Origin of the sequence: Chryseobacterium sp. WX (assembly GCF_029542485.1) — a bacterium.
GTDB lineage: Bacteria > Bacteroidota > Bacteroidia > Flavobacteriales > Weeksellaceae > Chryseobacterium > Chryseobacterium cucumeris.
Map to the genome: position 1 here is coordinate 16,551 of NZ_CP120710.1, position 25,030 is coordinate 41,580.

General features: G+C 37.5%; 18 protein-coding genes. 15 read left to right on the plus strand and 3 right to left on the minus strand.

Features of this window, described 5'->3' with window-relative positions:
* Positions 1-6 precede the first annotated feature (6 nt).
* The gene (locus tag PZ898_RS00070) at positions 7-711 is read left to right on the plus strand and encodes a class I SAM-dependent methyltransferase (protein WP_277694468.1); all 705 of its coding nucleotides are present in this window, start codon (positions 7-9) and stop codon (positions 709-711) included.
* Here PZ898_RS00070 and PZ898_RS00075 read toward each other — a convergent pair.
* Entirely contained in the window at positions 684-1,346 is a 663-nt protein-coding gene (locus tag PZ898_RS00075) for a hypothetical protein (protein WP_277694469.1), read from the minus strand. The two genes, PZ898_RS00070 and PZ898_RS00075, sit on opposite strands and share 28 nt — an antisense overlap.
* 64 nt (positions 1,347-1,410) lie before the next feature.
* On the minus strand, positions 1,411-3,447 hold the full coding sequence (metG, locus tag PZ898_RS00080) for a methionine--tRNA ligase (RefSeq protein ID WP_123277983.1): 2,037 nt from the start codon (positions 3,445-3,447) through the stop codon (positions 1,411-1,413).
* A gap of 335 nt (positions 3,448-3,782) precedes the next feature.
* Between metG and PZ898_RS00085 the strand changes: the two genes are divergently transcribed.
* The 4 genes from PZ898_RS00085 (at position 3,783) to PZ898_RS00100 (ending at position 11,520) form a co-directional block, all read left to right on the plus strand.
* Positions 3,783-6,536 carry a SusC/RagA family TonB-linked outer membrane protein gene (locus PZ898_RS00085; RefSeq protein ID WP_062670829.1) on the plus strand — a complete coding sequence of 918 codons (2,754 nt, stop codon included), beginning with the start codon at positions 3,783-3,785 and terminating at the stop codon, positions 6,534-6,536.
* A gap of 11 nt (positions 6,537-6,547) precedes the next feature.
* Positions 6,548-8,149: a RagB/SusD family nutrient uptake outer membrane protein gene (locus tag PZ898_RS00090; protein ID WP_082798702.1), complete on the plus strand. Its 1,602-nt coding sequence runs from the start codon at positions 6,548-6,550 to the stop codon at positions 8,147-8,149.
* Positions 8,150-8,167: 18 nt separating this feature from the next.
* On the plus strand, positions 8,168-9,283 hold the full coding sequence (locus PZ898_RS00095) for a SusE domain-containing protein (protein WP_062670827.1): 1,116 nt from the start codon (positions 8,168-8,170) through the stop codon (positions 9,281-9,283).
* Between the two features lie 80 nt (positions 9,284-9,363).
* Positions 9,364-11,520 carry a glycoside hydrolase family 97 protein gene (locus PZ898_RS00100; RefSeq protein WP_277694470.1) on the plus strand — a complete coding sequence of 719 codons (2,157 nt, stop codon included), beginning with the start codon at positions 9,364-9,366 and terminating at the stop codon, positions 11,518-11,520.
* A 57-nt stretch (positions 11,521-11,577) separates the two neighbouring features.
* Here the strand turns inward: PZ898_RS00100 and PZ898_RS00105 are convergent, their stop codons facing one another.
* Positions 11,578-12,567 carry a sterol desaturase family protein gene (locus PZ898_RS00105; RefSeq protein WP_277695620.1) on the minus strand — a complete coding sequence of 330 codons (990 nt, stop codon included), beginning with the start codon at positions 12,565-12,567 and terminating at the stop codon, positions 11,578-11,580.
* Positions 12,568-12,770: 203 nt separating this feature from the next.
* Here PZ898_RS00105 and PZ898_RS00110 point away from each other — a divergent pair, with 203 nt between their 5' ends.
* From PZ898_RS00110 to guaA, 10 genes are all read left to right on the plus strand, one after another.
* Positions 12,771-14,630 (plus strand): glycoside hydrolase family 13 protein, encoded by a 1,860-nt coding sequence (locus tag PZ898_RS00110; protein WP_277694471.1) that lies wholly within the window; start codon positions 12,771-12,773, stop codon positions 14,628-14,630.
* A gap of 9 nt (positions 14,631-14,639) precedes the next feature.
* Complete coding sequence (locus tag PZ898_RS00115; protein WP_277694472.1) at positions 14,640-15,158, plus strand: nuclear transport factor 2 family protein; 519 nt, start codon at positions 14,640-14,642, stop codon at positions 15,156-15,158.
* Positions 15,158-16,576 carry an MFS transporter gene (locus PZ898_RS00120; protein ID WP_277694473.1) on the plus strand — a complete coding sequence of 473 codons (1,419 nt, stop codon included), beginning with the start codon at positions 15,158-15,160 and terminating at the stop codon, positions 16,574-16,576. Before PZ898_RS00115 ends, PZ898_RS00120 begins: the two co-directional genes overlap by 1 nt.
* Positions 16,577-17,039: 463 nt before the next feature.
* Entirely contained in the window at positions 17,040-17,768 is a 729-nt protein-coding gene (locus PZ898_RS00125; protein ID WP_034696330.1) for a pirin family protein, read from the plus strand.
* A gap of 37 nt (positions 17,769-17,805) precedes the next feature.
* A complete protein-coding gene (locus PZ898_RS00130) occupies positions 17,806-18,357 on the plus strand; it encodes an NAD(P)H-dependent oxidoreductase (RefSeq protein ID WP_277694474.1) in 552 nt (183 codons plus the stop codon).
* A gap of 290 nt (positions 18,358-18,647) precedes the next feature.
* The gene (gene purM, locus PZ898_RS00135) at positions 18,648-19,640 is read left to right on the plus strand and encodes a phosphoribosylformylglycinamidine cyclo-ligase (RefSeq protein ID WP_062670814.1); all 993 of its coding nucleotides are present in this window, start codon (positions 18,648-18,650) and stop codon (positions 19,638-19,640) included.
* Positions 19,641-19,714: 74 nt separating this feature from the next.
* The gene (gene purN / locus PZ898_RS00140) at positions 19,715-20,281 is read left to right on the plus strand and encodes a phosphoribosylglycinamide formyltransferase (RefSeq protein ID WP_120230574.1); all 567 of its coding nucleotides are present in this window, start codon (positions 19,715-19,717) and stop codon (positions 20,279-20,281) included.
* A 175-nt stretch (positions 20,282-20,456) separates the two neighbouring features.
* Positions 20,457-21,974 carry a bifunctional phosphoribosylaminoimidazolecarboxamide formyltransferase/IMP cyclohydrolase gene (gene purH, locus PZ898_RS00145; RefSeq protein WP_277694475.1) on the plus strand — a complete coding sequence of 506 codons (1,518 nt, stop codon included), beginning with the start codon at positions 20,457-20,459 and terminating at the stop codon, positions 21,972-21,974.
* A gap of 89 nt (positions 21,975-22,063) precedes the next feature.
* Positions 22,064-23,302 carry a phosphoribosylamine--glycine ligase gene (gene purD, locus PZ898_RS00150; RefSeq protein WP_062670807.1) on the plus strand — a complete coding sequence of 413 codons (1,239 nt, stop codon included), beginning with the start codon at positions 22,064-22,066 and terminating at the stop codon, positions 23,300-23,302.
* A 173-nt stretch (positions 23,303-23,475) separates the two neighbouring features.
* A complete protein-coding gene (guaA, locus tag PZ898_RS00155) occupies positions 23,476-25,005 on the plus strand; it encodes a glutamine-hydrolyzing GMP synthase (protein WP_062670805.1) in 1,530 nt (509 codons plus the stop codon).
* Positions 25,006-25,030: the final 25 nt, after the last annotated feature.

A 25,030-nucleotide genomic window follows, 5' to 3' on the forward strand; every position in this document is an offset into this window, starting at 1 on the left:
TGCACTATGAAAGATTTAATGGGCAGAGCGATCTGGGATTATTATCATAATGACAATCCTGAAGATCTGCAGACTGAAACGTCAATTTCTGAGCTGGATGAACTTCCGGTGGATTATTTATTCAGAGATTTTGAAGAAATGAATGATATTGAGCAGAAAGCACTGCATTTATCCAACGGAAAAGTTCTGGATATCGGGGCGGGTGCAGGTTCTCATTCTTTATACCTTCAAAATGAAAGAAATCTTGAGGTTACCGCATTGGATATTTCACCCAAATCTGTTGAAGTTTGCAAGCTGAGAGGCATAAAAAAAGCAGTTTGTGAGAATATGCTTGCTTTCTCCGGAGAAACTTTTGATACTATTTTATTGCTGATGAACGGTACCGGAGTTTTTGAAAGCCTTGCGAAAATTGATACTTATCTTCAGAAACTACATACTTTACTGAACGATGAAGGACAGGTTTTAATTGATAGTACGGATATTCTTTATATGTTCGATCGTGATAAAGATGGGGGAGTGTATATTCCGGCTGGTGGATACTACGGAGAACTGGAATATGTGGTTCATTATAAAGGGGAATCTGAAGAACAGATTACCTGGCTGTACCTTGATTTCAATACCTTGAAAAATGCTGCCACAAATAATGGTTTCAAAATAGAAAGAGTATTGAAAGATGAAGATTCTTATTTAGCGAAGCTTACTAAGAGATAACCAGAAAACCATTCAGGGTAATTGATGATAATTGCTAACATTATCAAACAAATAATACCTGGTAAGATATAAGAAGCTGCCTTATAAGGTAGCTTTTTTGGTGTAAACAAAACCCATAGTACCAGTAAAATTAAAGCACCTACAGCAGCCATGAAAAATTCTGGACTTTTTCTATAAGTAAAAAATCCTTGTGTACTTTCCTTATATATGCGAGGAACTAAAAAATTCTGAATAGGCAAAAAGACAATTCCGAAAACAAATGTTAGAATTGCTGCTCCATACTTTTTAAGCTTAACAAAATTCAGTCCTAACAATAAAGCTCCTGGAATTGTTCCCAAAAGTCCTCCAGCAAGTAAGATAAGGTCTCTCGGAAAAAGTTTAACAGCATTCGTATCTTCAGTGATATGATCTTTCCAAAGTTCACGTTCTTCTGTAAATTTTACTTCTTCAGCTTCTTGTTTACGCTGAATTAATTGCTGAACAGCTGTTTTTTCCTGCTCATTGAAAATACGCCCTCTTTCTTCCAGAATTTCAAAAGCTGCCTGAACAGCCTCCGGAACAAAGCGGTTGCCTTCTTTTAAATATCCCTCTAATTCCTGATTGGAAAGCTTTCTTAAAACATTTTTATTGACCATAAGCTGTCTATAAAAGAAAGGCTGCTTCTCGTGAAACAGCCTGTTATCTTTATAAGGATTTTAATTATCCGATCTCAATACCGTTTTCAACATTGCTGTCATCCGGTGTTACGAAAGATAATTTTCCGTCTGGTTTTGTTGTTAATAATAACATTCCCTGAGATTCAATTCCTCTGATTTTTCTTGGCGCAAGGTTCAGAAGAATCATTACCTGCTTCCCGATTACTTCTTCAGGAGTGAAACTTTCTGCAATCCCGGAAACAACAGTTCTTACATCTACTCCTGTATCTACAGTAAGTTTTAGTAATTTATCTGCTTTTTCTACTTTTTCAGCTTCTAAAATGGTTGCTGTTCTAAGGTCTATTTTAGTAAAGTCATCAAACGTGATCTCTTCTTTCATAGGGTTTGCGTTAGGGTTTGTTTTTTTATTGTTTTGTTTTGTGTTTTCCAGTTTTTGGATCTGAGCCTCGATGACATCGTCCTCAATTTTTGAGAAAAGAAGGGAAGATTCATTGATTTTGTGACCTGTCTCAATTAATACTGATTGGTTTTCAATAGAGTTCCAGTCTTTCTTCTCAACATTGAACATGTTCAATAGCTTTTCAGAGCTGAAAGGCATGAAAGGTTCGCATAACTGAGCCAGAGCAACAGCTATTTGAGCTCCAACGAATAAAGATTGAGCAGCTTTTTCCGGGTTGTCCTTGATGGTTTTCCAAGGCTCTTCCGTCTGAAGATACTGGTTTCCAAAACGCGCAAGGTTCATTAATGCAGTTAATGAATTTCTGAACTCATAATTTTCAAGGAATCCTGAGATTTCTTTTGCAGATTTACTTATTTCCTGCAGTTCAGGGCTGTTTGCATCGCCTTGTGGAACAACACCGTCATAATATTTATGAATAAGAACTGCAACTCTGTTGATAAAGTTTCCGAAGATCCCTACCAATTCAGAATTATTCTTAGTCTGGAAATCCTTCCATGTAAAGTTATTATCCTTTGTTTCCGGAGCAGATGAAAGAAGCGCATATCTTAAAACATCCTGCTGTCCGGGGAAGTCTTCCACATATTCATGAGCCCAAACTGCCCAGTTTCTTGATGTTGAGATCTTATCGTTCTCAAGGTTCAGGAATTCAAAAGCAGGAACATTAGCCGGCATGATATAATCTCCGTGTGCTTTCATCATCGAAGGGAAAATAATACAGTGGAATACAATATTATCCTTTCCGATAAAATGTACCAGATCACTTTCTGGACTCTGCCAGTAGTCTTTCCAGTCTTTTCCGTTTTTCTCTGCCCATTCTTTGGTGAAAGAGATATAACCGATAGGAGCATCAAACCATACATATAATACTTTTCCTTCAGCATTCGGAAGAGGAACCGGAACTCCCCAGTTCAGGTCTCTGGTCATGGCACGAGGCTTAAGGCCATCATTCAACCAGGACTTAACCTGTCCGTATACGTTAGGTTTCCAGTCATCTTTATGACCTTCAATGATCCATTCATTTAAAAAGTCTTCGTATTCATTTAACGGAAGATACCAGTTTTTGGTTTCTTTAAGGATAGGAACATTTCCGCTAAGCATTGATTTCGGATTGATCAGCTCAGAAGGAGAAAGGGTAGAACCACATTTCTCACACTGGTCTCCGTAAGCGTTTTCGTTACCACAATTAGGGCAAGTTCCTACAATATAACGGTCAGCAAGGAATTCTCCTGCCTGCTCATCAAAATACTGCTCAGAAATTTCTTCAGTGAATTTTCCTTTTTCGTATAAAACTTTGAAGAAATCCTGACTGGTTTCATAATGCTTTTTAGACGTTGTTCTGGAGTATTCATCAAATGAAATTCCCAGATCAGAAAAAGATTTTTTGATGATCTCGTGATATTTGTCCACGATATCCTGAGGAGTTACTCCTTCTTTTTTAGCTCTTATGGTAATAGGAATCCCGTGCTCATCTGAACCACAGATAAACGCTACATCTTTTCCTAATCTTCTCTGAAATCTTGCGTAAACATCCGCAGGAATATAAACACCTGCCAAATGTCCTATATGAACCGGCCCGTTTGCATAAGGCAAAGCTGCCGTAATCATCTTTCTGTTTGACATTTATAGTAAAGTTTTAACTGCAAAGATAAGGAATATCTGTTGAATACCGCTATTAGTGGCATTATTATGATGAAGAAAGCGATTTTGAAAGGTTGAATATGAAATTAAGTTAAACAATTGTTTAACATTTTCTTAATTTAAAACAAATATTATGTAATGCATAAGACGTTGTAAATTATTGGATTTTAAAAAACTAACTAAAATCGGTTTCGTAATATACATAATTTTAACTAAAATTATATTAAATTTATAATAATTCTAATTTTTTTTTAAATTGCGAGTCTGGCTCTGGGCCAAAATATGACTGAAAAACGAAACTATAAAAAAATAAGATTGTGAAGAATTTTACAACAGTATTAAAAATCGCGCCCGCTTTTTTACTGGCCAGTACAGTAATACATGCGCAGAAAAAAGATTCTCTTCCTCAGGAGAAGAAGATTGATGAAGTTGTACTAATTGGATATGGAAAACAGAAAAAATCTGACCTTACCGGTTCTATAACTTCTGTTACGGCTAAAGACTTCAACGGAGGAGCTACTTCTGCCGGGCAGCTGATCCAGGGTAAAACACCAGGAGTACAGATTACCAATAACAGTGGAGCTCCGGGATCGGGTACAAAAATCAGGATCAGGGGTACTTCTTCTTTAAGTGGAGAAAACTCTCCGTTGATCGTTATTGATGGAGTTCCTCAGGATTTCGTTGGAATGAATGGTGTTTCTGATCCTTTATCATTAATTAACCCGAATGATATTGAAACGTTTGATATCCTTAAGGATGCTTCCGCTACTGCGATCTATGGTAACAGAGCTTCCAATGGGGTTATTCTCATTACAACCAAGAAAGGAACAGCAGGAAAGTTTAAAGTTAATTTCTCAACAGTTACTTCGGTTTCTACTAAAATGGGAAAGGTAGATGTATTAAATGCTCAGGAGTTTAGAGATTTTGTTAATACGTATGCACCTGCAGGTTATAAAACCAAACTTGGAAATGCTGATACCGATTGGCAGGATCAGATTTATCAGGCAGCATGGGGTACCGATAATAACGTTGCCCTTTCAGGAGGGATTAAAGGTCTGCCATACCGTTTATCATTAGGATATAATGAGCAGAACGGTATTGTAAAATCAAATTCTTTCCGCAGAACTTCTGTAGGATTGAACTTAAACCCTAAATTCTTTGATAATCATTTATCAGTGAATGTAAATGCAAAGGGAACATTTACCGATAACAGATTTGTAGATGGCGGAGTGATTAAGGCGGCTACTTATTTTGATCCTACGCAACCGGTGTATTCAGGAAACTCTAATTACGGAGGGTATTATGAATGGCTGGATTCAGGATCTGCAACAGGTTATAATGTAAATGCCAATTCAAACCCACTTGGGATGATCAATGGGGTAAGAGATGTTTCCTCTGTATTAAGAGGATTGGGAAATATTCAGTTAGATTATAAGTTTCATTTTCTTCCGGACCTTCATTTCAATGTAAATGCCGGATACGATTATACAAAAAGTGACGGACATAAATTTAAAGACGCTCGTCTGAGACCAGGTTTCGAAGATAAAGGAAGCTCAAATTTCTATTCTATGGAAAAGAAAAACAAGCTTTTGGAAACCTATTTTAATTATGTAAAAAACATCAGTGCTATTAATACTGGTGTAGACATTACTGCAGGATATTCTTATCAGGATTTCAATATCTATCTTCCGGGAGCTATCACTTATAGAGGAACAGGAATTAACTCGCAAGATTTAGATTTCAAAACTCAAAATACGCTGATTTCATTTTATGGAAGAGCTATTTTTACCATTGCTAATAAATATATTATTTCAGGATCAGTTCGTAAAGATGGCTCTTCAAGATTCTTTAACGGTACCAGAGATAATGTTTGGGGTGTTTTCCCTGGAGTTTCCTTAGCCTGGAAGCTTAATGAAGAAAATTTTATCAAAAATATATCTTCCATCAGTACATTAAAACTAAGAGCGGGATGGGGTAAAACGGGCCAGCAGGAATTGCCTGCACTTAACGGTAACAAGCCTAATAATTACCCGGCTTTTGCAGCCTACAATCCAAGTTATCAGGGAGCTGGATATCAGTTTGGAAATGAATTCTACTTTATGTTCAGACCTGCTAACTATAATCCAAATCTTACCTGGGAAACTACAACCACTAAAAACTTAGGATTAGATTTTGGTTTTAATAAAAACAGAATTACCGGATCAATAGATGTATTCAGAAAGGATACGAAAGATCTTCTTGTATATGCTGACGAGCCTGCTGGAGGTTTAAGTAATGCCAGCTGGCAGAACGTAGGTGATATGAAAAATGAAGGGATTGAAGGAAGTATTACCGTAATTCCTGTTAAAAATCAGAATACCACTTGGGAAGTAAGCTTTAATGCTACTCATTACAAGCCGGTTATCACGAAGCTTAAAGACAGAGCTGACGAATCATTTAACATGGAAGTAGGAGGTATTGAAGGAGGTTCTGGAAACAGAATTCAGGCTCATGCTGTAGGATATGCACCTAATTCATTCTGGGTATACCAGCAGGTATATGATACCAACGGAAAACCTGTTGACGGAGCCTTTGTAGACAGAAACGGAGATGGAGTAATCAATACAAAAGATATGTATTATTACAAATCTACTACACCGGATGCAATTTTAGGTTTCTCTACTAAAGTTTCTCACAAAAATTGGGATTTTGCATTAAGTGCAAGAGCCGTATTAGGAAACTACGTATATAATAATGCTGCTTCAAATAGTTCACTGCAGTCAGCATCTACCAACGAATACCTTCAGAACGTATTCTCTACAGCTCCTCAGTATAAGTTTGCAGTTCCTCAGTACAAATCTGATATTTATGTTGAGAATGCTTCATTCCTGAGACTGGATAATATCAATGTTGGATACAATTTCGGAGAAATCTTCACCAAAGGAAGCAACCTGAAAGTATATGCGATGGCGCAGAATGTTTTTGTGATCACTAAATACTCTGGAGTAGATCCTGAAGTTTTTGGGGGAATAGACAACGGTTATTACCAAATGCCTAAAATTTACTCTTTAGGTTTTAATTTCCAATTTTAAATAAAAATTCAATGAAACTAAATAGAATTAAACTTAAAAATATAGTATTGCCTCTTTCAGCAGTATTTTTATTAACAGCAACTTCTTGTGTGAAAGATCTTGAAAGAGAGCCAATCACAGATGTTACTTCAGCCAGTATTTATAAGGATTTTGCTAACTATAAAAATGTTTTGGCAAAACTTTATGGAGGACTTGCAATGGGTGGCCAGGTAAGTGGAGATGGTGATCAGCCGGATAGTGATATTAACGGAATCAATGGTGGTTTTTCACAATATACCAGATTGATGTACACACTAAATGTTGTTACAACAGATGAAGCTGTGATTGGATGGAATGACGGAAATCTTCATACCATGCACAAAATGACATGGGATGCCTCCAATGAGTTTATTGCGGCTATGTACTATAGAATATATACAGAAATTGCTTTTTGTAATGAGTTCTTAAGAAATGTTACCGATGAAAAGTTAGCTTCCAATAATATTACTGGAGACAATCTTAATCAGGCAAAATTGATGAGAGCAGAAGCACGTTTCCTGAGAGCACAGTCATATTTTCATGCGATTGATATGTTTGGAAATGTTCCTTTTGTAGATGAATCATACCTGCCTGGATCTATAAACCCGCCACAAAGAATAGAAAGAAAAGCATTGTTTAATTATATCGAATCTGAATTACTTGCTATAGCAGGAGAGTTAAAAGATCCTAAAACAAATGAATATGGCAGAGCAGATAAAGCTGCTGTTTGGTCATTGTTGGCAAAATTATATTTAAATGCTGAAGTTTATACTGGAACTCAGAGAAATACAGATTGTATCACATACTGTAATAAAGTGATTGCAGCAGGATATTCTTTAAAACCGAAATATGATGATTTATTCCTTGCTGATAATAATATCAATAATCCGGAGCAGATTTTAAGCGTTAATTTTGACGGAATCAATACGCAGACTAATGGTGGGACCACTTATCTGGTACATGCTGCCATAGGTGGTGATATGAAAGCTGCTGATTTTGGAGTGAATGGAGGATGGAGTGGTTTAAGAACTACAAAAGCATTTGTAGGGTTATTCCCTAATAATGGAAGTGACAAAAGAGGAAGATTCTTTACTTCAGGGCAAAATCTAGAAATTAATGATTTAGGCTCATTTACAGATGGTTATGCTTTTATCAAGTTTAAAAATGTTAAAAGTAACGGATCTGTCGGAGCTCATACCAACTGGGTGGAGGCTGATATCCCATTGTACCGTTTGGCAGATATTTATCTGATGTATGCAGAAGCTGTATTAAGAGGAGGAACTGGCGGCAATCAGGCTACAGCAATCGGTTATATTAATCAACTGAGACAACGTGCTTATGGAGATACAAGCGGAAATGTTTCTTCTATCAATCTGAATTTCATTTTAGATGAGAGAGCCAGAGAATTATCATGGGAAATGACCAGAAGAAGTGATCTTATTCGTTTCAATAAGTTCACCACAGGGGATTATCTATGGCCATGGAAAGGAAATGTAAAAGATGGAAAAGCAGTAGAAAACTACAGAAACCTGTTCCCGATTCCTGCTAAAGATATTGTAGCGAATCCTAATTTGATTCAGAATCCTGGGTATTAATTTTAAATCCTGTTTAAAATGAAAAATTTATTCAAAATATTAGCCCTGGTTTTTACAGGTCTTATCGTTTTTTCCTGTGAAAAAGATGAAGATCAGGCGGTTATTAATGAAACATCTGCCGGTAAAATATCTGCTGATAAAAGTGCAATAGTTCTTAATGAACTTAATGCAAATGATGCCGTAATAAGCTTTACATGGACAAAACCAACATTTAATATTGCTGTAGTTCCCAATCAGAAAGTAGAATTTGGAATGAAAGGGGATGGTTTCAAAAAAAGTGCTACCATTGACTTTTCTAATGATATGACTTCAGGTTCTGCAACACATGCCGCTTTGAATGCCGCCATGTTTGCCATTGGAGCAGTTCCGGATGTTGTAAACGATATCGAAGTAAGATTGAAGACTTCAGTAGGCTCAGCAGCTTTTTATTCTAATGTAATTGCTCTTAAAGTAACTCCTTATACTCCAAACCCTGATTTGGTATATCCAAAGATCAATGTTCCTGGAGCATACGCAGGAGCAGCTGGTTATGCAAACTGGACTCCATCTAATTCACCGAATCTGTTTTCTCCTGAGAAAAATGATAAATACAGAGGATTTATTTTCATCAAAGATGCTTCAGGTGATAATGGTAAATATAAATTTGCGATCAATCAGGATTGGCCGGGAAATAAAGGGGATGATGGAACCAATAGCGGAAAACTAAAAGTTGATGGTTCAGATATAGTACCGGCAGCAGCAGGAACTTATTATATGAAAGTAGACTGGGCAGCAAATACCTATTCTGCTACATTAGCAAACTTCGGAGTTATTGGTGATGCAACGCCTACGGGATGGGGATCAGATACTGACTTTGTATACAATCCTGCAACCAAAACCTATGTTATCAATTCAATTGCTTTATCCAATACCGGAGTATTTAAATTCAGAGCCAATGATGATTGGGCAATAAAGTTCCAGCCAAAAGATGCAGAGCAGACTTTAGTTTCAGGGACAGGTGTTCAGACCTATTTAAGCTCAGAGGGAACTGTTACAGGAGATCCTGGATATAAAGTTTCACAGGCAGGTAATTATAAAATTGAACTGGATCTACACAATTCAGCATATTACAAGTTAACCATTACTAAATTGTAAATTAAACTAAACAAACTAAAATAAAGCAAAGTGCTGCTTTACCGCAGCACTTTATTTTTTTAAGTTAATAAATAGTCATTATGAAGAAAATTACAGTTGGAGCACTTTTGCTCTCAATGATGTTTACAGGTGTGAAAGCCCAATCTTTAAAATCTCCGGACGGAAAGTTCGAAATGAACTTTCAGCTGAAAGAAGGAGTACCTTACTATAACCTGAAATACAATGGGGCAGTAGTGGTGGAAGATTCTAAATTGGGATTGAGATTATTTAAAGACACAGCCATAAAATTCGCTTCTGAAATTGCCAAACCAGAAGATGCAAAATACGATCTGAACAACGGTTTTGCAAAGACAGATGAAAAAAGAGACTCCAAAAATGAAACCTGGCAGCCGGTTTTAGGAGAAAAGAAAAATTATATCAACCATTACAACGAACTGGCAGTCACCCTGAATCAGGCTTCTACAGACAGAAGTATTGTGGTAAAGTTCAGATTATTCAATGATGGATTGGGTTTCAGATATGAATTCCCACAACAGAAAAACCTTAATTATTTCGTCATCAGAGAAGAAGATTCTGAAATCGATTTCCCTACCGATATGAAGGCATGGTGGATAGTTGCAGATTATGACTCTCAGGAGTATCAGTATCAGGAAACAAAAGTATCTGAAATCCCTTCAAAATGGGATAAAGCATATGATGCCAACGCTTCACAGTCATTGGTGAAAAATGCAGTGCAGTCTCCATTGATGCTTAAAAAAGAAGGAAAAGAGCCATTGTATATTAACGTTGCAGAAGCAGCTGTATTGGATTATCCGGCTTCACACCTTGAGGTAGATGCACAGAATTTTAAATTCAAAACGCATTTGACTGCCGACAGACAGGGAGCGAAAGGATACATTCAGACTCCGTCAGTAACGCCTTGGAGGACAATTATTGTAGCTCCGAAAGCAGAGCAGGTGATGGATTCTAAAATGATCTTCAACCTTAATGAGCCTACAAAGTACACCGATACTTCTTACATTCACCCTACAAAATACATGGGAGTCTGGTGGGAAATGATTATCGGAAAATCACAATGGGCTTATTCTACCGCTGAAAATGTCCATTTAGGTAAAACAGATTTTGCAAAATTAACTCCAAACGGAAAACATGCTGCCAACAATACAAAAGTTAAAGAATATATTGACTTTGCAGCAGAAAACGGATTCCAGGGATTGTTGATCGAAGGATGGAACATCGGTTGGGAAGACTGGTTCGGACATTCAAAAGAGTTTGTTTTCGATTTCATTACTCCTTACCCGGATTTTGATATTAAAATGTTGAATGAATATGCGCATTCAAAAGGAATCAAGCTCATCATGCACCATGAAACTTCAGGTTCTGCGACAAACTATGAAAGATGGGCTGATAAAGCTTTCCAAACCATGAATAAATATGGATATGATGCTGTGAAAACAGGATATGTAGGAGATATCATTCCTAGAGGGGAACATCATTACTCTCAATGGACCATCAACCATTATTATAGAATTGCAGAAAAAGCAAACGACTATAAAATCATGGTGAATTCTCACGAATCCGTACGTCCTACAGGAGAAAGCCGTACTTATCCAAACTATATTTCTGCAGAAGCAGCACGTGGAACGGAATATGAAGCTTTCGGAGGAAATAAGCCGGATCACCAGACGGTTCTTCCGTTTACAAGATGGATGGGAGGTTCTATGGATTACACGCCGGGAATTTTCCAGACAAAACTTGACTATTATTTCCCTGGAGATAACCGTTTTGTAAAAACTACTCTGGTAAAGCAGTTAGCGCTTTATGTAACGATGTATATGCCGCTTCAGATGGCTGCGGATCTTCCCGAGAACTACAAAAAGCATATGGATGCATTCCAGTTTATTAAGGATGTTGCAGCAGATTGGGATGATACAAAAATCTTAGCTGCTGAGCCTGGTGATTATGTAGTTACAGCGAGAAAAGCAAAAGGCACTGAAAACTGGTTTGTAGGAGGTATCACGGATGAAAACAAACGTGAGTATACTGTAGACTTCTCATTCCTGGATAAAGGAAAGAAATATGAGGCAACCATCTATGAAGATGGAAAAGATGCTGATTATATCGATAACCCTCAAAGTTATAACATCTACAAAAAAGAGATTACAAGTAAGTCGAAAATTAATTTTAAAATGGTAAGAAGCGGCGGTTTCGCAATTTCAATTAAACCAGTAAAATAATTGTAAAGATACACTAAGGTGCCCCGGTTTATCGGATTTTCGATGGCCGGGGTATTTTTATTTATCCTCTGCGTGTTGAATCAGCTGGGAATATTGATTTTCAGATTCTAATAGTTGTTCCTGTACTTTAACAGGAGTTTTTATTTTCTCTTTATATTCTTTCTGATACTGTTTGACGGTTTTTCCAGTTCCGTCATGTCTCCATCCCGGCGAATAAAAAAGATATTTTAGGCGGTCTTTAAAAGAAATTCCCGGCTGTCTGATATCTTTCCCTATTCTTCTCCATTCATAGAAAAGCATCGTTGCGGGATCTTTGGATTTTATTTTCGGATAAACTCCATATTTTACAGGAACTTCAGGATCTTCTTTTTCAAAAGTCCCGAAAATTTTATCCCAGATAATCAGTCCCATTCCCATATTGCGGTCCAGATATTTGATATTGCAGGCATGATGTACCCTGTGATGAGAAGGTGTCACCAGGATATATTCTAAAAATCCCATACTTTTAATCGATTGGGTGTGTACAAACGTGCCGTAAATCTGTATAGAAGAGTAGGCTACCAGAATATGCCACGGATGAAAACCCATGAAAGCTAGTGGAGAGAAAAATAAATACCTGTACAACGGCTGAAATACAGGGCTTCTGAATCCCGTACTGATATTGAAATAATCAGAATTATGATGGGTAATATGTACCGCCCAGAAAACACGCGAATGATGATCTACATAATGATGGACATAATAAGCAAAGTCCTGAGCCAGGAATACGGCAATCCAGTACCAGATCCCCTCCTGCCAGTCGAAAAGACGGTGCTGGTAAAAAAACATCATAACAAATAAGGAGAAACTCTTCATGATGATATCTAGTCCATAATTAAGCAAGGCGAAAAGGACATTTGTTGCTACGTCTTTTGTCTCATATATTTTCTCTTTATTAAAATGACTGTAGGCCATTTCAAGGAAAATTATAGCAGCAAACACAGGAATTGTCCATGTGTAAACAACATCCGGTCCTTCAGTTTTGAACATATTGCTGAAATCCAACATTTTTTCTATAAAACTAAACATAAAAAGCATGGGAAATTAATTTTATGCATGAATTTTTTGTGAAAAATTTAATTATTCTTTATAAAAATTAAAATGAAGTCATTTAATCTGATAATCTTATAGAAATGAAGATTAAAAAAAGAGACTTTCCGCTACATTTTTGAACGTATATATGAAAATTTAATGCTAAATTGAACACTAATATGAAGACAATATATGCAGCATTCGCCCTTTCGATAGCTTCTTTTGCTTTTTCCCAGAAAAATCTGGAAAGAGTAGAGCCTGCTTTCTGGTGGAAGGGGATGAAAAATCCTGAACTTCAGATTCTTGTATACGGAAAAGAAGTGGCTAATAACGAGATTACGCTTTCAGATGGCATACAGATCAAAGACATAAGGAAAGTAGATAATCCTAACTATGTTTTTATTACAGTCAATACCAACGAAATAAGCGTTCCGAAGTTTGCTATCAATATTAAGAAAGGCAAAAAGAATATGGGTTCATACACTTATGAGCTGAAACAAAGGAATCCGGGATCTGCCGATCGTGAATCTTTTACTTCAAAAGATCTCATGTATCTGATCATGCCGGACCGTTTTGCCAATGGTGATGAGAAGAATGATTCAAGACCGGAGCTTACCGAAAAAGCAGATCGCAGTCTTCCCAACGGCAGACATGGAGGAGATCTCCGCGGGATTATCAATAATCTTGATTATATCCAGAATTTAGGAGCTACAGCAGTCTGGCTGACTCCCGTGAATGAGGATAACGAAAAAGTGTATTCCTATCACGGTTATGCTCAGACCGATCTATATAAAATTGATGCACGCTACGGTACCAACGAAGATTATAAAACATTATCCCAGGAGCTAAATAAGCGAAAGATGATGTTAGTGATGGATTATGTAACCAATCACTGGGGCGGCTCCCACTGGATGATTAAAGATCTTCCTTCCAAAGACTGGATACACTGGTTTGATGAAGGAGAAAAAGGATTTAAACGGTCAAACTATAAAACGACGACACAGTTTGATACCAATGCTTCGGATATTGATAAAAAATATGCCCTGGACGGATGGTTTGATACAACGATGCCTGATATCAACCAGAAAAATCCATTGGTCCTGAAATATCTGATCCAAAATGCTATCTGGTGGATCGAATATGCCGAGCTGGGAGGATTTCGTGTAGATACCTATCCTTACAATGATAAAGACGCCATGGCAAAATGGGCAAAGGCGATCACCGATGAATATCCGAAATTCAATATCGTAGGGGAAACATGGCTGTATACAGCAGCTCAAATTGCCGCGTGGCAGAAAAATTCGAAGATCGGGGCGATAGAAAATTACAATTCAAATTTACCATCGGTGATGGATTTTATGCTGTTTGAAAACATGCCTAAAGCCCTTAAAGAAAAAGAAAGCTGGGATAAAGGAATGATCCGTATTTACGATTCTTTTACGAGCGATTTCCTTTATCCGGATATCAATAATACCCTTGTTTTCTTTGAAAATCATGACACCGAAAGATGGAATGAAATCTTTAATGCAAATCCAGATGCCTATAAAATGGCACTCACTCTGATCTCGACAGTAAGAGGAATTCCACAGATTTATTACGGATCTGAAATAGGAATGAGAGGTGATAAAAAAACTGGTGGTGATGCGGATATCCGCAGGGATTTTCCAGGAGGCTGGAAATCTGATACACAAAACGCTTTCAATCCATCCGCTCAAACTGCGGAGCAGAAAGAATTTTTCCGGTTTACTCAGAAATTATTAAACTGGAGAAAAGGTAAAGACGTGATTCATCATGGAAAAACTAAAAATTTCGTTCCTCAGGATGGTGTTTTTGTTTATTTCAGATACAATGAAAAAGAAAGTGTAATGGTCATCATCAACAATAATGAAAAAGATCAGACGTTAGATCTGAAACGGTTTGCAGAATCACTGAATGGATTTACAAAAGGAAAAGAAATCATTTCAGACAAAGAAATTTCATTGCAAAATACAATGAGTATTCCTGCAAAAACTCCACTGATTATTGAACTGGAAAAATAATTAATACATATGAAAAAACTAACGACTGCTTATACACTAATCCTTTTTTTACTGGGATTTCCTTTACTTACAGCACAGTCGAAGACCGGATTTGAAAAAGAAAAATCGGAAATCACTACCATGCTTGATACCTTCAATACAATGGCAGCAAAGGCGGATTATGATGCCTATTTTAATCTGTTTGCAGATGAATCTACCTTTATCGGTACAGACGCTACTGAAATCTGGGACAAAAAAGCATTTATGGTATGGGCAAAACCTTATTTCGACAAAAAGAAAACCTGGAATTTTAAGGCCCTTAAAAGAAATATTTACTTCAGCAAAGACGGAAAACTGGCTTGGTTTGATGAATTACTGGATACCCAGATGAAGATCTGCAGAGGCTCGGGAGTGGTAGAGAAAATCAACGGAAACTGGAAGGTTAAGCAATATGTTCTTTCTGTGACAGTACCTAATGAGGTGGTAGATAAAGTGGTTATTGAGAAGACCCCTATCGAAGATGCATTAATTCAAAAACTAAAGTTGTAATGGCAATCATGATGGGGAAATATGATAATGGGAAGGTAGGAAAAAGGAAAAAACCAGACCTATCCATGCTCCAGATTATCAATATGAGCATGGGATTCCTGGGAATTCAAATGGCATTCGGGTTACAAAATGGAAATGCGAGCCGTATTCTGGGTAATTTAGGAGCTGATGTTCACGAATTATCCTGGTTCTGGCTGGTAGCTCCCATTACAGGTCTGATTGTCCAGCCTATTATCGGTCATATGGGAGACAATACCTGGAGTCCGCTGGGAAGAAGAAAACCTTATTTCCTGATTGGCGCTGTTTTATGCGCGATAGGATTGGTTCTCCTTCCTAATGCAGCATCCGTTACTCAGATGTTTGCCGCCAATGCACTTTTGTTAGCGGTAATATTTTTAGCCATGATGGATGCTTCAGTGAATATTGCCATGGAACCTTTCCGGGCTTTGGTGGGTGATATGCTCCCGAAACATCAGGGTACGATAGGGTTTTCTGTACAAACAATTCTGATTGGAATCGGAGCGGTATTAGGATCTTATCTGCCGGACTGGTTAACGAAAATGGGAATTTCCAATGAAGCACCAGCAGGATTTGTAGCAGATAATGTGATTTATTCTTTTTATATCGGTGCTGCATTGCTTATCATATCAATTCTATACACCATCATGACAACCAGAGAGTATTCCCCACAGGAATTTGCTGATTTTGAAGATGGAAAAGACGCAGACCAACATAACTCTAAGTTTTCAGATATTTTTAAAGACTTTGCAGCGATACCTTTGCAGATGAAAAAGCTGGGAATTGTTCAGTTTTTCTCATGGTTCGCATTGTTTACCATGTGGGTATTTACCACCAGTGCTCTGGCAACCCATCATTTTGGACTTTCCCCGGAAGATACCCATTCCAAGGCATTCAATGATGCTGGAGACCTTACCGGAAAACTTTTCGGAATGTATAATCTCTGGGCGATTCCGTTTGCGTTTCTGTTAACACCTATCGCTAAGCTGATTGGTAAAAAACAGACTCATGCTTTAGCTTTATTGTGTGGAGGTTTGGGACTGGTTTCCATGTATTTCATTAAGGATGTCAACAATTTATGGATCTCCATGATTGGATTAGGCTTTGCCTGGGCAAGTATTCTCGCAATGCCTTATGCCATGCTTATTGAGGTGATTCCACAACGGAAGATGGGGGTTTATATGGGCATATTCAACTTCTTTATTGTGATTCCTCAGATCATCAATGGTTTGTTCGGAGGTCCTATCGTAAGCGGGATTTTCGGAAAACAGGCGATGGATTATGTTGTCGTAGGAGGTGTTTGCATGCTGATCGGAGCCGTAGTAACCATGATTTTTGTGAAATCCGAAGATGAAACCCCTAAGGAAATTGAAGAGGAAATCAAGCAGGTACATTTTTAATAAGAAAATAGAGGTTAGAAATAAGTAATGTGATGTGTTTTGAAATTTAATTTAAAATAGCATCATAAAATTCAATAGGAGCGGGCTTTAGCCCGCTTTTCTTTTAAACATTCATCAATTGGCTTTAGCCAAAACTCAAAATCTATCCTTCGTATACTTATTATTTTTTTTGATCTTAAGATTGTAATAATCTCCCACAGATTTTCACAGATATCACAGATGCTTGCACTTGTTTACTCATTGGAAGAAAAAATATCCGGCATAAAAGTTTTATCGCAAATAAAATCTTTGCGCCTTAAAAACATACTGTAAATAAAAAAATCGCGTAATCAGACCTATAAAATAATCCTCACTTTCTGAGCTTTCTCAACCTTTTTAATTTCTCCAAATTTCCTTTCTTAACCTACATCAACTTTTTAAACACCTACATCCCGTACATTTGTACTATAAATAATCACAGAAAATGAAAACAGTATATCATAAAGCAGATTCAAGAGGCCATGCCAACCACGGATGGTTAAATTCTTACCATACATTCAGTTTTGCCAACTATCAAAACAGAGATAGAACCAACTTCGGAGTTTTAAGAGTATTGAACGATGACACCGTTTCGCAGGGAATGGGCTTCGGAACACACCCACACAGAGATATGGAAATTATATCCATTCCTTTGGAAGGAGATCTGGAACATAAAGACTCCATGGGAACCACAGCAGTAATCAGAAAAGGAGAAATCCAGGTGATGAGTGCCGGAACAGGTGTCATGCACAGCGAATACAATAAAAATAAAGATGAAGAAGTAAAATTCCTTCAGATCTGGGTGTTCCCAAAAGAACAGAATGTTGAACCGAGATACGATCAGAAAAGTATCAAAGAAGGAGAAAAAATCAATGGATTCCAACAGATCTTATCTCCCAATAAAAATGATGACGGAGTTTGGATTCATCAGGATGCATGGTTCAATCTGGCCAACTTTAAAAAAGGAAACGGTAAAAATTATATGCTCAACAAAAAAGGAAACGGAGTGTATGCATTTGTTTTAAAAGGTAGTGCAAAAATCGGAGACCGTGTCCTGAATGAAAGAGACGGATTAGGAATCTGGGATACACAGAGCTTTAATATTGAAGCCGTAGAAGACACCGAAGTATTATTAATGGAAGTACCTATGGAACTGCCGTCTTATCTTAAATAAAAAACTAAATTTGTAATCTTAAAAATAAACCTCACCTATGAAAATTTTAGCAATAGCAGGAAGTAACTCAGAAGCTTCAATGAACAAACAGTTGGTAGCCTATGCATCAACGTTATTTGAAAATGCAGAAGTAGAAGTAATCGATTTAAACCCTTTCGAAATGCCTATCTATAAACACGAAAGAGAATTAGCAGGCGGTGTTCCACAGGAAGCTCATGATTTCGCAGCAAAAATTGACGGTGCTGATGTATTACTGGTTTCTTTGGGAGAGCACAACGGAACGTATTCTACAGCATTCAAAAATGTGTTCGACTGGGTATCCAGAATCAAAGACAGAACAGTCTGGAATGAAGTACCTATGCTATTGATGTCTACATCTCCCGGAGGTAGAGGTGGGGCAGGTGTTTTGGAAGCAGCATCAAAGCGTTTCCCTTTCCACGGAGGAAATGTGGTGGAAACTTTTTCTCTTCCTTTCTTTAATGATAACTTTGATAAAGCCGCTCAGAAAATTTCTAATGAAGAGAAAGACAGTGAGTTAAAAGAAAAAATTAAGAAGATTGCAGCCATTGAAACAATCCTTGAAAAATAGAATTTGAATATTCATTTAAAATTACTATTTTTGCAAAAAGAAAAGAGATGAAAATTCAGACCTCCTATAAACAATGTTTTTCTCATAAAGGGAAAGTTGTGGGCTCTGAAATTCTGAGATAAAATAACGGCCGATAATCTGAAAAGATTGTCGGCTTTTTTGTTTTCTAAAATCGAGTATAAAAGTAATTGAAATATTAAAAGATAAGAAGACGCAAGACGTCAGATACAAGATAAGAATCATCTGAAATCTGAGATCTGAAATCCTAATATCTAAAAATCTAAGCAGACATGAGCAACACTTACAAATCAGCAGGAGTAGACAAAGAAGAAGGATACAAAACGGTTGACAAGATCAAAAAAGCGGTCGGTGAAACCCACAATTCCAATGTACTGAACCACTTGGGAAGTTTTGGTGCTTTCTATGAAATCGGAGGATACAAAAATCCGGTTCTTGTATCAGGAACAGATGGAGTAGGAACAAAGCTGAAAGTAGCTTTAGATACCAAAAAATACGATTCTATCGGGGTAGATTGCTTCGCAATGTGTGCCAACGATATTCTTTGCCACGGTGCTAAACCTTTATTCTTCCTGGATTATCTGGCTTGTGGAAAGCTTGATTCAGAAATCGCTGCAGAAATCGTTTTAGGAATGGTTGCCGCTTGTAAGGATAACAACTGTGCATTGATTGGTGGTGAAACTGCTGAAATGCCTGGAATGTACCAGCCCGGAGATTATGATGTTGCAGGATTCTGTGTAGGAATCGTAGAAAAAGACCAGATCATTGACGGTTCTAAGATCAAAGCAGGAAACAAAATTATTGCGTTGCCAAGCTCAGGATTCCACTCAAACGGATTCTCTTTAGTAAGAAAAGTATTCCCGGACTTTGAAGAAGAGTTTGAAGGAAAACCATTATACGAGACGCTTTTAGTTCCTACAAGACTATACTACAAAGATATCCACAAAGTATTGGAAGAAGTAAGAGTAGAAGGAATTGCCCACATCACAGGAGGTGGTCTTTACGAAAACGTTCCAAGAATTATTCCGGAAGGACTTTGTGCTTCTATTGACGAATCAAAAATCAGAATTCCTAGTGTGATGCTTGAGCTTGAAAAAAGAGGTGGAGTGGCACGTGAAGAAATGCACGGAACATTCAACATGGGTGTAGGAATGGTAATCGTTGTAGATGCTGAACATGCTGAAAAAGTATTACACCTTTTAGATGACGCTTACGAAATCGGTGAAATCACTGAAGGAGCAGAGAAAATCAATTTGAAATTTTAAATGACATCAGATTTCAGATCTTAGATATCAGATGTAAGTCTGTAATCTTTAATCTGACATCTAACATCTGAATAATGAAGAACATTGTTGTACTCGTATCCGGTTCAGGAACCAATCTGCAGAGAATCATTGATACTATTGACTCAGGAGAAATCCGGAATGCAAAAGTAACTCTGGTGGTAGCAGACAGAGAATGTTTCGGACTGGAAAGAGCAAAGAATCACAATATAGAAAACATACTCATTCCGAGAGGAAAGAACTTCAGCAGCGAATTGGCCAAAGTAATCCCTGAAAATACAGATCTGATTGTATTGGCAGGATTTTTATCCATCTTAAAATCTGAATTCTGTGAAAACTGGAATGGTAAAATAATCAATATTCACCCGGCTTTGCTTCCGAAATTCGGAGGAAAAGGAATGTGGGGAATGAACGTTCACAATGCAGTTATTGAAGCGAAAGAAATAGAGAGTGGGGCAACTGTACATTTTGTGACACCAGGGATTGACGAAGGAGAAGCTATTCTTCAAAAGTCTTTCGAAGTAACCGCTGAGGACACTCCTGAAACGCTGGCTCAGAAAGTTCACCAGATTGAATATGAAATATTTCCGATAGCGATCAATAAGGTCCTGGGAAATGAATAAATATAACAATGTATCAGTGTACCAATTTACCAATGTTGAAGGTATTGTTACATTGCTGGACTGATACATTGTTACATTAATAAAAAGAAATCTAAGTAAAATAAAAGTAAGTTCGGAGGTGAAAGACCCGGACACAGTTTGAAATAGCTGTAAAAAGTAAAAAATTGAAAGTAAAATGAGTAAAAAGAGAGTTTTAATCAGTGTTTCTGACAAAAGTGGATTAATAGAATTCGCACAGTTTTTGGAAGCTCAGAATTATGAGTTGATCTCTACAGGAGGAACGTTCAAACATTTGAAAGACGCTGGTTTAAATCCTATTCAGATTGATGAGGTTACCAATTTCCCTGAAATGTTGGATGGAAGAGTGAAAACTTTACACCCAAAAGTTCACGGTGGATTGTTGGCTGTTCGTAACAATGAAGAGCACATGAAAACCGTTCAGGAGCACGGAATTGGTCTGATTGACATGGTAATCGTAAATCTTTATCCTTTCTTTGAAAATGTAAACAAAGACATTTCTTTACATGAAAAAGTAGAGTTTATCGATATCGGTGGACCTTCAATGCTTCGTTCTGCAGCGAAAAACTTTGATTCTGTAACAGTAATCACGGATGTTGAAGACTATGCAGCAGTGAAAATTGAAATGGAGCAAAACGGTGATACGTATATCGAAACCCGTAAAAAACTTGCAGGAAAAGTATTCAACCTTACCTCTGCATATGATGCGGCTATTTCAAGAATGCTTTTAGATGAAGAATATCCTACTTATCTGAATGCTTCTTATAAAAAAGTAGCAGATCTAAGATATGGAGAAAATCCTCACCAGACAGCAGCTTACTACGTTTCTACTTTCGAAAACGGAGCGATGAAAGACTTTGAACAGCTTGGAGGTAAAGAACTTTCTTTCAACAATCTTCGTGATATGGACCTTTGCTGGAAAGTAGTCACTGAGTTCAAAGAAGAAATGGCTTGTTGTGCCGTAAAACACTCTACCCCTTGTGGCGTTGCGATCGGAACTTCAGCATTGGAAACCTATCAGAAAACATTTGAATGTGATCCGGTTTCCATCTTTGGCGGAATTGTTGCAATGAACTATAAAATTGATGCAGCAACAGCGGAAGAACTCAACAAAACTTTCCTTGAAATTGTAATGGCTCCTGAATTTGATGAAGAAGCTCTTGAAATTTTAAGAAAAAAGAAAAACCTGAGAATCATCAAAATCGTAAACCCTGTTTCTGACAAACAGACCTGGGTGAAAGTAGACGGAGGTATCCTTGTTCAGGATAATGACCTTCACTTCTCAGATGATATCAAAGTGGTAACTGAAGTACAGCCTACAGAAGAGCAGAAAAAAGCATTGCTTTTCTCTCAGAGAGTAGTAAAATATGTGAAGTCTAATGCAATCGTAGTTTCCAACGGAATTCAGGCATTCGGTATCGGTGGCGGACAGGTAAACAGAATCTGGGCAACACAGCAGGCGATCGAAAGAGCAAAAGAAAAATTCTCAGGAGATTTAGTACTGGCTTCAGATGCATTTTTCCCTTTCCGTGATGTAGTAGATTTCTGCGCTCAGGAAGGCATTAAGGCGATTATTCAGCCCGGTGGAAGTGTAAAAGATCAGGATAGTATTGAGGCAGCAAACGAGCACAGTATTCCAATGATGTTTACAGGTTTCAGACACTTTTTCCACTAATTAAAATAGAATTAAAAAATAATTAGGGATTGTATTTTTAGCATTCAAAATTATATATTTGTAAATTAAGACTAGATAATAAATAAAGTATGAGAATATTAATCATAGGTGAAGGCGGTAGAGAATCTGCTTTAGCGGCAAAGCTTCAGAATGACTCAAGAATTTCTAAAATGTTTTTTGCCAACGGGAATGCTACTACCGATGTAATAGGGAAAAATGTTCATTTATCAGAAATCAAAGAACTTAGAGATTTCGCTATTAAAGAAAAAATTGATCTTACGATCGTAGGTCCTGAAGCTCCTCTTGTAGCAGGTATCAAGGACGAATTTAAAAAGCATGATCTTAAGGTTTTCGGGCCTACTCAAAAAGTAGCGAGCCTGGAAGGAAGTAAAGCTTTCTCTAAGAAATTTATGCAGACCTATGATATCAAAACAGCTAAAGCTGTAGTATTTGATTCATATAACGAAGCTAAAGAGTATGTGCAGACACAGCAGTATCCTTTGGTAATCAAGGCAAGTGGTTTAGCTGGGGGAAAAGGTGTTGTTATTTGTGATAACCTTGAAGAAGCTGAAGCTACAATCCACGATTTCATGATCAGAAGAATCTATGGTGATGCTGGTATTCGTTTAGTTATTGAAGAATATTTACAAGGTTTTGAAGCTTCTATTATTGCTTTCTCTAACGGGGAAAAATTATTCCCTTGTGTAGCGGCAAAAGATTATAAAAAAGCTGGAAACGGAGATACAGGACCTAACACAGGAGGTATGGGTTCAGTAGCACCAAGCCCGGAATTTACTCAGGAGCACTATGCAGATTTTGAGAAAAATATCTTAGAACCTACTGTCAAAGGTCTTAAAGCTGAAGGTTTCGGATTTAAAGGAATCATCTTCTTCGGATTGATGGTAACGAAAAACGGAGCTTACCTTCTTGAATACAACATGAGATTCGGAGATCCTGAAACTCAGGTATTGATGGCGTTGATGGAAAACAATCTTCTGGATGTGATTCAGGATTGTATGGAAGGAAAAGATATTGAGCTTAAGTTTAAAGACGAAAAGGCAGTTTGTTTGGTAATGTGTTCAGGAGGATATCCGAGAAATATCGAAATAGGTTTCGAAATTACAGGAGAAGACAAACTGAAACACAGTAAACTTTTATACGCAGGAGCTGTCACCAAAGGTGATAAAGTAGTTTCCAATGGCGGTAGAGTACTGAACATTGTGGCTACAGGAGCTACTTACGAAGATGCCCGCAAGAAAGTTTACGAAGACGCAGGTCACGTACATTTCGATTACGGCTTCTATAGAGAAGACATCGGAAAGTTTTAATAAAAATCACGAAAAAAGATTTGGAGCTAATCCAAGTCTTTTTTTGTAAAACAGTTAAGTAAGCAATAAGCTTTAGGCTACAGGCAGCATGCTTATTGCGTTATAGAAAGCTTATTGCCTGAAGCCTATAGCTTAAAGCTTTTAATTTAATCATCATTTATCAATTATCAAAAATGAACAACGGTATTATTATTTTAGATTTCGGATCCCAGTACAACCAGCTTATCGGAAGAAGAATCCGTGAGATGGGTGTGTACTCTGAAATCTTGCCTTACAATACACCATTACAAGATATTTTAGCAAAACAGCCAAAAGGAATCATCCTATCCGGTGGACCAAGTTCTGTAAATGCAGAAAATGCTCACCTGGTTGAGAAAGAATTATACGAGCAGGGAGTTCCTGTATTGGGAATCTGTTACGGAATGCAGATGACGGCTCACCTTTTAGGAGGAAAAGTAAACAAAGGAGAGAAAGGAGAATACGGTAAAGCCAACTTAGAGATCGTTAAAGAAAGCTCTTTATTAAAAGGAGTTACTCAGAACTCTGTTGTTTGGATGAGCCACTTTGACGAAGTAGGAGAATTGCCTGCAGGTTTTGAATTAAATGCGAAATCAGGCGTAATTGCTTCTATCTCCAATGAAGACAAAAAAATCTTCTGCGTTCAGTTCCACCCGGAAGTTTCTCATACAGAAGAAGGAGGGAAAATGCTTGAAAATTTCGTTTTCAGCATCTGTAACTCAGAGAAAAACTGGAAACTGACTAACTATATTGAAAAAACAGTTGAGGAAATCCGTGAGAAAGTAGGAGACAACAAAGTAATCCTTGGACTTTCAGGAGGTGTAGACTCTTCTGTAGCCGCTGTTTTGATCCACAAAGCCATCGGTGATCAGTTGACTTGTATCTTCGTAGATACGGGATTATTGAGAAAGGATGAAGGGAAAAAAGTAATGGATCAGTATGGAGAGCATTTCCATATGAACATTAAAATGGTGGATGCTAAAGAAAGATTCCTTTCAAAACTAGCCGGAGTAGACGATCCTGAAGCAAAGAGAAAAATCATCGGAAACGAATTCATCCACGTATTTGACGAAGAATCTCACAAAATTGAAGGTGCTAAGTTCTTAGCTCAGGGAACCATTTATCCTGACGTTATCGAAAGCCAGTCTGTTAATGGACCATCTGCAGTAATCAAGTCACACCACAACGTTGGAGGACTTCCTGAAGATATGGAATTCGAATTATTAGAGCCATTAAGAGAGCTTTTCAAGGACGAAGTAAGAAGAGTAGGAGAAGAATTGGGTATTCCTCATCACCTGGTATACAGACACCCTTTCCCAGGTCCTGGATTAGGAATCAGAGTATTGGGAGCGGTAGATGCTGAGAAAGTAAGAATCCTTCAGGAAGCGGATGATATCTTCATCGAAGAATTATACAAAAATGACCTTTACGAAAAAGTATCTCAGGCATTTGTAGTCCTTCTTCCTGTAAAATCTGTAGGAGTAATGGGTGACGAAAGAACTTACGAATATACAGCTGTAGTTCGTTCTGCCAATACCATCGACTTTATGACGGCAACGTGGAGCAGACTTCCTTACGAGTTCCTGGATACCGTTTCCAGCAGAATCATCAACGAAGTAAGAGGAATCAACAGAGTAGCTTACGATATTTCAAGCAAACCACCTGCAACGATTGAGTGGGAATAATTTTTGACTTGAATTTAAATATAAA